A 10,584-nucleotide genomic window follows, 5' to 3' on the forward strand; every position below is an offset into this window, starting at 1 on the left:
ATCCATTAAAGTTGGTAAGTGGAGTTTGCGGGCGTGTCTTGACGTGCAGCGATAGCGCTGGGCGCGCTATCGTGGGATTTGCTTGGTATCGGGTTTTTCTTGCTCTTTGGAGAGCAATGACCAGCCGATAAGCGCAATTGCTGGGGCCAATAGAGAGTTTTTCTCTAACGCCCGATCCACAGTTGAATGTGTAAGCGTTGTCAGCAATTGATGCTGTGTCAATGTTTGCTGCGCCTGAGCGCGCTTGTCTCGATAGCTCTTTATCGCCCAGATGATCATGGTGAGCACCATCATGCCCGCCGCCACAATCAATGACGCATAAATTGCGTTTGTGGCTTGCTCCAAGGCGAGCCAAGCTGCTGCTACGAGTGCCAGATAGGCAACAGCGCCTGTCGCCAAGCACACAAACAGCAATACGGAATTATCCTGTACCCTGTTCATCATGATGCTCGACAGGCGGGTTGCCAAAATGCTGGGGCCTTTGTGTTGAGACATGGCCATTACCCGCGTTGTCCGCGTGACAATAGGGCCAGTGCGATACCTGCACCCAACGCCAAACCAACGGATTTGATCGGCTGCTTTTTGATATAATCGCGCACGTGCTCGACCTCTTCATTGGCGAACTCTGCTGTCTTTTGCGTGGTGTCGGAAACGGCGTCGCTCGCTTGATCAAGCTTGCTTTCGCCTCGTTCCGTCACGGCCTTCATAAGGGCGTGTACATCACTTTGCAGGCCTTCAATTTGAGATTCCAGTGCTTTAACCAGGTCGGTCTCATTGTTTGGATTTGTTTTTGCTGTTGTAGTTTTGGTCGCCATTGTTACCTCCTTGTTGTCTTGCTGTCTAAACGTTGAATTTAGGCTTTCGTTCCAAAAAAAGAGGCGCCAATATTAGCGCCTCTTCTTTATATATATTTGGTGTCATCTATTGGATGATGACGCCATCGGGGTTGGTTTCATAGCCCTGTTCAGAATATGTGGGGCCGGCCTCAAGCGTTTCTTTGGTGAACTCTGAGCGTACACGGAAACTGCCATTGGCATCGGTATACACTTTCAATTCACTCGCGCTCAGGGCGACGGGTTTTTCACCAAGACCCAGGAAGCCGCCAACATCAACGATATAGGCTGTGATTTGACCATCTTGGGTGAACAAGACGTCTGAGATTTCACCTACGTCTTCACGGTTAGGGCCATAAACGCGTGTGCCCATCATGTCTTCGGCACTCAGTTCGCCCGTGGCCACAGTTTCCATCGTGTCTGCATCCCAGCTCCAATCGGTGTCAGCCGCCATTTGGGTAGAACTATCGGCTTGCATGTCACCGTCTTGACCTTCGACAGCCATATCTTGACCGTCAGTCATATTGGTATCGCCTTCGGCGGACATGTTGTCGGTGACGTTATCCATGGCTTCTTGCGCTTTTAGTCGTGCATCCTTCAGCCATTGTTGACCTTCTTCGGTCCAGGACAGACGTTCAGCGCTATATTCGCCTTCGGCTTCAACGGCCGCGCGGTCAAATGCAGGCGCTGCCTCAAGGTCGGCTTGTGTCATGGTTGTGACAATCACACGCTCGCCATCGCGTTCTTCCCATTTAATGTCGTCGATGGACAGGGCGATCTCTTTCTCACCCATGCCGAGGAAACCGCCGACGCCGACGATAATCCATTCCGCATTGCCTTCTTCATTCATGACCACATCGTGAATATTGCCCACGGACTCATATCCGCCTTCGGCAGATATATGCACTTCTCTGTCCAAGAAATTTGAAGCCAAGAGGGCATTTGCACCAACTTCAACGCTGTTGTTCATGGTTGGCGCGTCGCCTTTGGTATCGACAGTGGCTGAGCCATCTGCTGTGGCTGCGCCATCAACGCTCACGCCATCATCGGTGCTGACGTCTACATTTGTCTCGACGCCGGCTTCGGCATCGGTGGACAATGTATGGCTGTCGGCAAAGCCGGCAGGGGCCATCAAGGTCAATAATGCTGTTGTTGCGAGTAGTTTTTTTGTCATCTTATTCATTGCAATTCTCCATGTTATTTCTTTGCTTATCGGCGCGCTGTTACTGCAATGCAGCGTTCAAGCGCGCTTCCCCTTCTGCAGTCCAGGAAAGGTCCTCGGCTGTGTAATTGCTGCTTGTCTCGATTTCGGCGCGGTCAAACGCGTCGGCTGCTTCCAGTTCAGCTTGGGTCATTTGCGTCACAACAAGTTTTTCATTGTCGATTTGCGCCCAGGCCACTTGTTCTGCAGCGATCGCTACTTCTTTTTCACCAAGGCCAAGGAAGCCGCCAACGCCGACAATGAGCCAATCGGCATTGCCGTCATCGTCCATCACGACGTCGTTCACATCGCCGACAACTTGAACATCGGCATTGGCGGAGGTGTAAATTTCCTCACCGAGGAGATCCGTTGCCAACATGGTGCCAGCGTTTAATTCAGCGATTGCTGATGCGTTGTCACCATTGCCGTTCAATTCGACTGTGCCGCTGGCTGATGCATCGGTGCTTGTATCTGAATTGTCTTTATTTGCTTCTGTGCCGGTATCAATGCTTGCTTCCACATTGGCATCTACCCCGGCATCAACGCTGCCGCTATTGCTTTCGCCTGCGCTGGTTTCAACGCCTGCGTCCAGTGATGTGTCTGCGCTCACGTTCAATCCATCTGCATAAGCTGGTGCAGAAATCAAAGTAACGAGAGCTGTTGATATTAGTAATTTCTTTGACATTTCTTTCTCCTTTCCAATATTTATCCGCTTTTATTATTGTTAAAGCGGTATATTTTATGAACGAATCAATATAGATTTTGTTCCGAAAGAAATTCTGTTTTTTTATCAAATGTAGCCAAGCATCCATATCAGGAGGAACGCGACAAGAATGATGCCTACAAGGCCGACAGGCCGATAGCCCCAGCCGCGCGAGTAGGGCCACGCTGGTGCAGATCCGACAACTGATATGATGAGAAGTAGTAGTATTAACGTTGTAAAACCCATTATGTCCTCTGCATTGTTTTGATCGTTATTGATGATCAACAATACAAACGAGATTGGGTTGGTTTAGTTCCGAATTCTATTGTGGTTATATTTGGGCAAAAAAATGGACCAATTGTGAAGCAAGGGCTGGTTGGGGGGGGAGGGGGGTGCTTCGCAATTGGCCCAAATTTTGGAGGTCGTACTTACTTATTCGCTAGGCGTCAGCTCTTCAGGAATTTGGAGTTCAACTGAAACGCTTTCTTGGTTGCTGAAGTACCCATTGTAAGCCAGATAGCCTACAAAGATGAGCGCAGCAGCCAGAATGATCGCGACAAACCATCCCAGCGGATTGGAGGAATTTGAAACGACTATAGTTTCTTTTTCTGACTCGTTGGACATGATGTCGCTCCTTTTGTTCTGCCTAAACAACGCGCGACTTCCAGCTTGGTTCCTCAGCTGTTCATTTTTTTTAAAAAAAGACACCAGCCCACAAAAAAAGCCGCCCAAAAAGGCGGCCTTTGAAGAGTTTATTGGGGACAGATCAGCGTGTTAGGCTGCCAGCTTTTTGCCCAATGTCTCTGTTTTTTCAACCAATGCTTCATGCAAGATTTTGATGGATTCTTGATAATCTGAACGATCCACAATGATTTGCACGTCAACATTACGCAGTAAGTCCTGCATGCTCAGCGGTGTGATCCCCGCTTGGGCAAGGGCCAAGATGGCACGTGCGGCAACATCGCAACCCTTCAGGTTCCGGCCGATCGCTGAGATGAAGGCCACTTTCCGCGAGCTGATTTCAGCTGCAGGGAATTCCTTCGATAGATCAGATTCCACACGTTTGATGTTTTTCAACGATCCTTTGAGGAAGTGCGTGATGGTGTTGGCGTTTGATGTTTTGGAAATGATCTGCACCTTGTGGCGTGTCAACGCATCCAAAATACGGGTGTCGTAGCCCTTAACGCCCACCATGTCCTGCTCGAAAAACTCAAAGGCAATCACATTGTCGAGGCCAGTGATGATTTCCACACCAGCTTTTTTGCCCTGATCCGTCGCATTGATGGTGGTGCCGGGATGCTCAGGTTCAAATGAGTTTTTAATGCGCAATGGAATGTTCGCCTGACGCAAGCCTTTGGCGGCAGACGGGTGAATAGCTTCCATGCCCATATTCGAGAGTTGGTCGGCCACGTCATAATTGGTGTCGCCAATCACTTGCACTGCATCTTCGCCCACCACTTTAGGGTCAGCGGAAGACAAGTGGAACTCCTTATGGATGATCGCTTCTTTGGCTTCCGTGATCACGGCGATACGTGACAAGGTCACTTCGCTATAGCCGCGGTCATAGGTTTTCATCAGCGCTTCTTTAGATTGCGCATAGCCTGTCACGATCGGCAGTTCCTTGCTTACATCAATGTCCTTAAAGGCGTGTTTGATGTTTTCATCCAAGGTATATTGCTGCTCATCGCGCCAGCCAGAAAGGTCGACCATGCGTGCGTTTACGCCGTTTTGCTGCAACAGCAATGCGGTGTTGTAAGCTGAATGCACTTCGCCCAAGGCAGAGAGCATTTCGCGGACCGTCAACAAATGATTGTCGAGGCGGAAATGGCCATATGAACAAAGGCGGTGTAGATCGATCAGGCAAGAGCGTACGCCCTCAATGCGCTCGCGTACAAAGGCGTTGGACGCGCCGAGTGCTTGCTGATCATCAAAAATTTCGGCGTTGATCTGCTGCATCCGCTTGGACAATTTGTCCAAAGCGTCACCCCAAGCCCAATCGCTCTCTGCACTTGAGAATAGCGCGTAGACGCCGGGTGCGCCGGATTTCTTATGTTCAAGCAAATCGTTGGTAATGCCACCATAGGCGGACACTACGAAGATACGATTATAAAGTGCGTCACCTTCCCGGTCCCCGATCAGAACATTTTTCAAAAGTTCATGGGTACGCGACATAGATGTCCCGCCGATTTTCTCAACTGTGTGGTTCGGCATGGTTACTCCTTCATTGGACGCTAATCTATGTGCACCGCGTTGGGCGGTGCACGTTTGGCTTTAACAGCCTATTCAATATGCCCTTCAAGCAGGGTCAGCGGCTCTTTTGGATCTCGGCGGGCCAAGAAGTTTGGTCTTGGCTCATCGGCACCAAAGGGGGCCTCAAGCTGGTTTGACCACGCGTTGTAAACGAAAAAGGCGTTTGAGCGTGGGAAGGGTGTTATGTTTCCGTTTGAGCCGTGCATGGTGTTGCAATCGAACAAAATCACAGTGCCTTTTTTGCCTGCGGCATATTCAATGCCGTGTTTTTCAGACATTTTGGCCAGCGTTTCTGCTGACGGCGTGCCCACTTTTTGTCTTTTCAGTGAGCTTTTGTGATTGTCCTCGGGCGTTTCGCCAACGCAAGACACATAAGTGTTTTGCGAGCCCGGCATCAACATGAGCGGACCATTTAGTGCGTCATTGTCGGTCAATAGAACCGATGCTGAAATTGCCCGCATACGTGGCATGCCATCTTCGGCGTGCCACGTCTCAAAATCGGAATGCCAGTAGAACTCTTTGCCTGTAAGGCCTGGCTTATAGTTGAGCCGTGATTGATGCACATAGACTTCGTCATCAAGCAAAAACCTTACCGGCTCCGCGATGCGCACATCTTCGGCTAGACGGCGAAAGACTTCGCTTTGCAGGTCTAGATCGAAAATGGTGCGCACATCATTGGTGTCCGGCTCGGTGATCAAGCTCTCTTGAGTTAGTTTACTGCCGTCAGACCGAAGGCGCGCACTCTCTTCAATGAGAGCATCAATCTCACCAGGCAAAAAGATCTTCTCCAGGACGAGAAAGCCATCACGTTCAAACTTTTCAACCTGGTCCTGAGCCAGCGGGGCACCTGGGCGCCATTCTGACCATACGACTGGGTCTTTACGCTCCAAACAACGTTCGGCGTCTGTTAAGCGTGTGACGTAATCATCTTCTTGTTCAATCGGTTTAATCGAAGCGCTACTCATGGCTCGCTCCTTTTCGTTAGACAACAAACTAAAAACTCTACTCTGCTGCAACCTCCGCGGCAGGTGCATATGAACCATCTTCGCGGTGCACTTCTTTGCCCGTTACTGGTGGGTTGAATGTGCAAGCAAAGGTGATTTGGCTTTTCGCAGACAATTCGTGCTTGTCATTTTTATCCAAGGCATAGATCACGCCTGGCTTGATTTCGTGCACTTCTCCTGTTGCCAAATCTTTGATCTGGCCTTCGCCCTCAATGCAGAATACCGCTTCGAGGTGGTGCTTATAATGGAACACATGTGATGTGCCGGCCTTGATGCGGGTCACGTGGAACGAGAACCCCATATTGTCATCAGCCAGCAACAGCCGCGTGCTGTCCCACCCTTCGGTGGAAATCAGTCGGTCTGTTTCACGTGCTTTATTCAAATCGCGTACAATCATTATTTACTCCGCTGCTGAGCGTTGGTTCTTGTCGACAAGGGTGCAATCAAATGCGGTCTCGATGATGTCGAGGCCCTTGGCGAATGTTTCTTTTTCAATGGTCAGTGGCGCCAAAATCTTGACGATTTCGTCGTCGCTGCCTGATGTTTCCACGATCACACCATTTTCAAATGCGTGTTCGCAAATGTCAGATGCAGCTTCGCCGCTTTCGCAGTTGATGCCCATCATCATGCCGCGACCTTTAAGGCCAAAGCCATATTTGTCGGCAATAGACTGCAGGCGCTGCTCGAGATATTCAGATTTCTCTTGAATCTCGGCTTGGAAGCTGTCGTTTGACCAGAACTTCTCGATCGCCACTTTTGCGGTGATAAAGGCATGGTTGTTGCCGCGGAACGTGCCGTTGTGCTCGCCTGGCTTCCAGATATCAAGTTCTGGCTTCAATAGGGTCACAGCAAAAGGCAAGCCCATGCCTGAAAGTGATTTGGCCATGGTGATCATGTCGGGGTCAATGCCCATTTCTTCAAAGGAGAAGAATGTACCTGTGCGGCCACAGCCAGCTTGAATATCGTCAACGATAAACAGGGCACCATGCTTTTTGGCGATGGACTGCATTTTCTGCATCCACTCTTTTGAAGCGACGTTGAGGCCACCTTCGCCTTGTACGGCTTCCACCAAAATAGCGGCTGGCGCATCGATGCCTGCTGAACTGTCGCTGAGCATAATGTCGAGTTGCTCGGCTGTATCAACATTTTCACCGAAATAGCCATCAAATGGCGCACGGTGTACGCCAGACAAGTCCATGCCTGCGCCGCCGCGTTTGCCGGCATTACCAGTTGTCGCCAAAGCGCCAAGGGTCATGCCGTGGAAGCCATTGGTGAATGAAATCACGTTGGTGCGGCCCGTAACTTTACGTGCCAGCTTCAATGCAGCTTCGACCGCATTGGCCCCTGTTGGGCCAGTAAACATGGTCCGGTAGTCCATATTGCGGGGCGCAAGAATGTGCTCATGGAATGTTTCCAAGAAGTCGCGCTTCGCATTCGTGTGCATGTCCAGGCCGTGGGCAATGCCATCATGGCTGATGAAATCGATCAGGGCTTGTTTCATGTCGGGGTCATTGTGGCCATAGTTGAGCGACGCACAGCCCGCAAGGAAGTCGATATATTCTTTTCCATCGGTGCCAAAGATATTGGCATTTACCGCGCGGTCAAACATCTTTGGAAAGGCGCGACAATAACTGCGCACTGCACTTTCACGACGTTCAAACACAAGAAGATCTTGTTGTTCACTATTGGTCATCATTAATCCTTCGGATTTAATCAGTTTAACGTGTGCGCTCAGCGGTTAAGCTACAGAACGCAACACAGGGTGATTTTGTTTCACGGGTGCAATTGAAACGAGGTGCTCAGTGTCACCTTGACCGTCCAAATGCTTCTCTTCGTCAAACATCACTTTTTTGCTCAGGTCGGCACCAAAATTGTCAGCGATTGCGCCGAATAGGGCCCAGCTGGCTTCATTGTCTTTTGTGATGGTGCTTTCGATTTTTCGTACATCTTCACAAACATCGCGCTTTAGAGCGGTGTGGATCAGTTGTTTTGCAATGCCCAAGCCACGTGCCTCTTCGGTTACGCAGACCTGCCAAACAAATAGCGTGTCAGGCTTTTGTGGTGGGATGTATGCGGAGAGCCAGCCAACAGGCTTACCATCGACTTCGGCAATCACGCATGTATCTGAAAAGTGCGTGCATTGCAGCAAGTTACAATAGATGGAGTTCTCATCCAGCTTGCCAGAGTTCTTTACGATATCCCAAACGATGGACCCGTCATTTGCATTAGGTTTGCGAAATGTAGGGCGCGGCTTGATGCTATTCGTTTTCATTTTTCAACAATCCGTGTGTTGTGAAAATTCAAATTCGCTTTTTATTTAGCTTCAACTAACTAAATGTCAACCGTTAAAGAAGGGAAAAGTTCCATGGAAAGTGCAGAAAAAGCGCGTTTATAGGCAAATGTGTCAGAAATATATGTCCGAAACCCTTTGATCGTATTAAGGAAACACGAGAGTCAACAGTGATATAATTTGTTTTTACAAACTTATTTTCTATCTTGGTAGAAAGTGAAGATTGGGATAATGTTCGCTGTCTCATTTTGTGTGTGAGGGTGGTGTGGAAGAGAAAACGAAATCGGTTTTAAGTTCGATCCGGCGAATCCTTAGGGCGGCCGATACAAATTCAAAGGCATTGATGCGCGCGTCGGGGATCACGCCGTCGCAATTGGTGTTGTTGCGTTTATTGGATGAAAAGGGTGAACGCAGCGCCGGGCAAATTGCTCAGGCGATGGGCATCACTCAGGCGACTACAACGGGGTTGGTGCATAAACTGGAAGCGCGTGGGCTGATCGAGCGCAAACGCGGCGAAACAGACAAACGTCAGGTCTGGCTGTCATTGACGGGGGCGGGGCATGCGGCCCTTAGCCAATCACCCGATGGCGTTCACGAGCGCTTTGAACAGGAATTTGAAAATCTGTCTGATTGGGAACAGTCGATGTTGATTGCATCGTTGGAGCGCATTGCCGCCATGTTGGATGGTGGACAAGAGGATGTTGCGCCAATCTTTGATGCTGCAGAACTGACACCCTTTTCAAAATCTGAGTTTTAGGCGATTAGCTATTGGCGTCGTAATCGTCGGGATTTGTTTCGCTGGCCAGCAGGGTAACGCCCACGGTTTTGATCGCGCCATCCAAGGCATCGCCATTTTCATCCATCAACGCGGCATCGCGCCAGCGGCGCACCCACTCTGCCGCATCTGGCAGAAGGCTGACCAGATGTAGGTTCTCGAAGATGCGCGCAAACTTGCTTAGGGAGCGATGGTGCGTGTCGCTATAGCCTTTAATCAGGCGGCGGCATTTGATGAGCTCAAGCGCCAAGTCTGGATTGTTGGCAAGGTGCCGGTCAACTTCCTCCAGCCACGCCTTCCGGTGGCTGCGCTCTATTTGATCGCGCAGGGTATGTTTGCGCCACCATTTCAGGCCACCCAGCATATAGAGCGTGCTGAACCCCCAGAACCCGTTGCTGCGGATGCGGCGACCTTTGTTTACTCGACGATCCAGCCAGGCGAAGCGGCTGGGACTGTCCTCAAACCAGCGCCCCAGCCTTGGCGGCATCAGGCCGCAGATCTCTTCGGCGCGTGGATGGAAATATTCCGTCAGCTTTAACCCGTCCGCCGATTGCAGCTGCACTTCGCTTTCAATGCGGCTGAGGCGTTGTCGTCGGGTTTTCAGATCGGCGACACGGATCAGATCGTCATAGGCCATGGCATTGGCGAGATGTTTAGCCAGTTCGGTCAGAATGTCTGGGCGGTCGTCCGGAATGCGCTGTGCGAATTGTTCCACCGTGGTGAGGTAAGCATCGCCATAGGTCACGTCTTGAAATTCAACACACTTTTTAAGGCCAGCGCGCGCCAATTCTTGGGATTCATTTGGCAACTGTGCGATGCGCTGCTGTAGGGCATCCCATTTGGCCATCAGCTTTTGCGGCCCCTTTGCTTTGGCGGTGGGTGCGGTTTGTTGTGCAAGTTCTGGTGCGGAGAGCGGTTCTGCTTTTAGCGCGGCATTGAAGGCGGCGATGCTTCGGGCAGCGGCGCGGCCAGATTGTTCGAGAATGGCCTCAAATTGTGCGGGCGTGAACGGCAGCGTTTTGGAGGCGGCGAGGGCACCGAACAGGCTGGCGGATATATAAGAGCCGTTCTGAATGGCGAGCCGATCATAATTGTGCAGTAGCACGGTTTGCGCCGATTTGTGCGCGGCATCGAAGATGACTTGATCCTTAGCGCGCCCGTCGCCCGGATTGATTTTTTCAGAGACGGCGTGCAATCGATGGCTGGAGCCGACCAGGCAAGTGCGGTTGGGGCTGACAAAACCACGTTGGATGGCGCGGCCGACTTCCATCAGCTCTGCCGCGATCAGAATATCGACATCGCCCACGCTCGGGGCGAGAGAGAAGATCGGGCGCTTTTCTCGCTGCGGTGCCATTTCCACATAATAGATGGTGGCGCCCGTCCGTTGGGCCACACCGGCCACCGCGGTGGATTGTGCCACCCATCCGTTTTGCTCGGCCAGATCAACGATCCAATTGGTTAGCACGCCGCCGCCTTGGCCGCCCACGGCGAGAATGGCCAGTTTTATGATTTGATCTTGCGCCATGAT

13 protein-coding genes are annotated in these 10,584 nt (G+C 51.0%); 1 reads left to right on the forward strand and 12 read right to left on the reverse strand.

The window, feature by feature from the left end:
* Positions 1-66: 66 nt before the first annotated feature.
* From MXMO3_RS05585 to ectA, 11 genes are all read right to left on the reverse strand, one after another.
* Positions 67-495, reverse strand: a complete 429-nt coding sequence (locus MXMO3_RS05585; protein WP_156905520.1) for a hypothetical protein — start codon at positions 493-495, stop codon at positions 67-69.
* Between the two features lie 5 nt (positions 496-500).
* The gene (locus MXMO3_RS05590) at positions 501-815 is read right to left on the reverse strand and encodes an ElaB/YgaM/YqjD family protein (protein ID WP_117395223.1); all 315 of its coding nucleotides are present in this window, start codon (positions 813-815) and stop codon (positions 501-503) included.
* Positions 816-921: 106 nt separating this feature from the next.
* Entirely contained in the window at positions 922-2,016 is a 1,095-nt protein-coding gene (locus MXMO3_RS05595; RefSeq protein ID WP_117395224.1) for a PRC-barrel domain-containing protein, read from the reverse strand.
* Between the two features lie 40 nt (positions 2,017-2,056).
* Positions 2,057-2,719, reverse strand: a complete 663-nt coding sequence (locus MXMO3_RS05600; RefSeq protein ID WP_117395225.1) for a PRC-barrel domain-containing protein — start codon at positions 2,717-2,719, stop codon at positions 2,057-2,059.
* Positions 2,720-2,824: 105 nt separating this feature from the next.
* Positions 2,825-2,983, reverse strand: a complete 159-nt coding sequence (locus MXMO3_RS05605) for a DUF3309 family protein (protein ID WP_084634135.1) — start codon at positions 2,981-2,983, stop codon at positions 2,825-2,827.
* Positions 2,984-3,169: 186 nt separating this feature from the next.
* Positions 3,170-3,361, reverse strand: coding sequence for a hypothetical protein (locus MXMO3_RS05610; protein ID WP_027834689.1), 192 nt, complete (start codon positions 3,359-3,361; stop codon positions 3,170-3,172).
* A 150-nt stretch (positions 3,362-3,511) separates the two neighbouring features.
* Positions 3,512-4,948 (reverse strand): aspartate kinase, encoded by a 1,437-nt coding sequence (locus MXMO3_RS05615; protein WP_036221779.1) that lies wholly within the window; start codon positions 4,946-4,948, stop codon positions 3,512-3,514.
* Positions 4,949-5,016: 68 nt separating this feature from the next.
* Positions 5,017-5,952 carry an ectoine hydroxylase gene (thpD, locus tag MXMO3_RS05620; protein ID WP_036221776.1) on the reverse strand — a complete coding sequence of 312 codons (936 nt, stop codon included), beginning with the start codon at positions 5,950-5,952 and terminating at the stop codon, positions 5,017-5,019.
* Between the two features lie 37 nt (positions 5,953-5,989).
* Positions 5,990-6,388, reverse strand: a complete 399-nt coding sequence (locus tag MXMO3_RS05625; RefSeq protein WP_027834688.1) for an ectoine synthase — start codon at positions 6,386-6,388, stop codon at positions 5,990-5,992.
* A gap of 3 nt (positions 6,389-6,391) precedes the next feature.
* On the reverse strand, positions 6,392-7,684 hold the full coding sequence (ectB, locus tag MXMO3_RS05630) for a diaminobutyrate--2-oxoglutarate transaminase (RefSeq protein WP_205468085.1): 1,293 nt from the start codon (positions 7,682-7,684) through the stop codon (positions 6,392-6,394).
* A gap of 45 nt (positions 7,685-7,729) precedes the next feature.
* Entirely contained in the window at positions 7,730-8,263 is a 534-nt protein-coding gene (gene ectA, locus MXMO3_RS05635; RefSeq protein ID WP_036221772.1) for a diaminobutyrate acetyltransferase, read from the reverse strand.
* A gap of 361 nt (positions 8,264-8,624) precedes the next feature.
* Here ectA and MXMO3_RS05640 point away from each other — a divergent pair, with 361 nt between their 5' ends.
* On the forward strand, positions 8,625-9,038 hold the full coding sequence (locus MXMO3_RS05640) for a MarR family winged helix-turn-helix transcriptional regulator (protein ID WP_117395227.1): 414 nt from the start codon (positions 8,625-8,627) through the stop codon (positions 9,036-9,038).
* 4 nt (positions 9,039-9,042) lie between these two features.
* Here MXMO3_RS05640 and MXMO3_RS05645 read toward each other — a convergent pair whose 3' ends face one another.
* The gene (locus MXMO3_RS05645; RefSeq protein ID WP_117395228.1) at positions 9,043-10,581 is read right to left on the reverse strand and encodes an indolepyruvate oxidoreductase subunit beta family protein; all 1,539 of its coding nucleotides are present in this window, start codon (positions 10,579-10,581) and stop codon (positions 9,043-9,045) included.
* Between the last annotated feature and the right edge of the window lie 3 nt (positions 10,582-10,584).

Source organism: Maritalea myrionectae (assembly GCF_003433515.1).
GTDB classification, from domain to species: domain Bacteria; phylum Pseudomonadota; class Alphaproteobacteria; order Rhizobiales; family Devosiaceae; genus Maritalea; species Maritalea myrionectae.

Excerpts from the sequence above, each read along its gene's own strand:
- MXMO3_RS05585 (WP_156905520.1), bottom strand. The coding sequence starts at position 495 with ATGTCTCAACACAAAGGCCCCAGCATTTTGGCAACCCGCCTGTCGAGC.
- MXMO3_RS05590 (WP_117395223.1), bottom strand. The coding sequence starts at position 815 with ATGGCGACCAAAACTACAACAGCAAAAACAAATCCAAACAATGAGACC.
- MXMO3_RS05595 (WP_117395224.1), bottom strand. The coding sequence starts at position 2,016 with ATGAATAAGATGACAAAAAAACTACTCGCAACAACAGCATTATTGACC.
- MXMO3_RS05600 (WP_117395225.1), bottom strand. The coding sequence starts at position 2,719 with ATGTCAAAGAAATTACTAATATCAACAGCTCTCGTTACTTTGATTTCT.
- MXMO3_RS05605 (WP_084634135.1), bottom strand. The coding sequence starts at position 2,983 with ATGGGTTTTACAACGTTAATACTACTACTTCTCATCATATCAGTTGTC.
- MXMO3_RS05610 (WP_027834689.1), bottom strand. The coding sequence starts at position 3,361 with ATGTCCAACGAGTCAGAAAAAGAAACTATAGTCGTTTCAAATTCCTCC.
- MXMO3_RS05615 (WP_036221779.1), bottom strand. The coding sequence starts at position 4,948 with ATGCCGAACCACACAGTTGAGAAAATCGGCGGGACATCTATGTCGCGT.
- thpD (WP_036221776.1), bottom strand. The coding sequence starts at position 5,952 with ATGAGTAGCGCTTCGATTAAACCGATTGAACAAGAAGATGATTACGTC.
- MXMO3_RS05625 (WP_027834688.1), bottom strand. The coding sequence starts at position 6,388 with ATGATTGTACGCGATTTGAATAAAGCACGTGAAACAGACCGACTGATT.
- ectB (WP_205468085.1), bottom strand. The coding sequence starts at position 7,684 with ATGACCAATAGTGAACAACAAGATCTTCTTGTGTTTGAACGTCGTGAA.
- ectA (WP_036221772.1), bottom strand. The coding sequence starts at position 8,263 with ATGAAAACGAATAGCATCAAGCCGCGCCCTACATTTCGCAAACCTAAT.
- MXMO3_RS05640 (WP_117395227.1), top strand. The coding sequence starts at position 8,625 with ATGCGCGCGTCGGGGATCACGCCGTCGCAATTGGTGTTGTTGCGTTTA.
- MXMO3_RS05645 (WP_117395228.1), bottom strand. The coding sequence starts at position 10,581 with ATGGCGCAAGATCAAATCATAAAACTGGCCATTCTCGCCGTGGGCGGC.